At 68.9% G+C, this 241-nt stretch carries 1 pseudogene; it reads right to left on the reverse strand.

The window, feature by feature from the left end:
* Nucleotides 1–241 (reverse strand): annotated as a pseudogene (locus SB764_RS44095) ((Fe-S)-binding protein); the annotation flags it as partial.

Genomic DNA, 241 nt, shown 5'->3' on the forward strand with positions numbered 1-241 from the left:
CGGCTGCGTCGTAACCGCCCATCGTGCCGGTCTCGCGCAGGTTCGCGAGCACTTCCTGGCCCTTGCCCGGCACCGTGCCGTGCACCAGCGTGCGGTTACGGCGCATGTCGACGATCGCGTCGACGTGCTCGATCAGCATCGGGCATTCCTGCACGCATGCGCGGCAGGTCGTGCACGACCACAGCGTCTGCTCCTCGATCAGGCCGGACACGATCGGGCCGTTCGGCTCGCCGCGATGCTG

The organism is Paraburkholderia sp. SIMBA_027 (assembly GCF_046535315.1).
GTDB classification, from domain to species: Bacteria; Pseudomonadota; Gammaproteobacteria; order Burkholderiales; family Burkholderiaceae; genus Paraburkholderia; species Paraburkholderia tropica.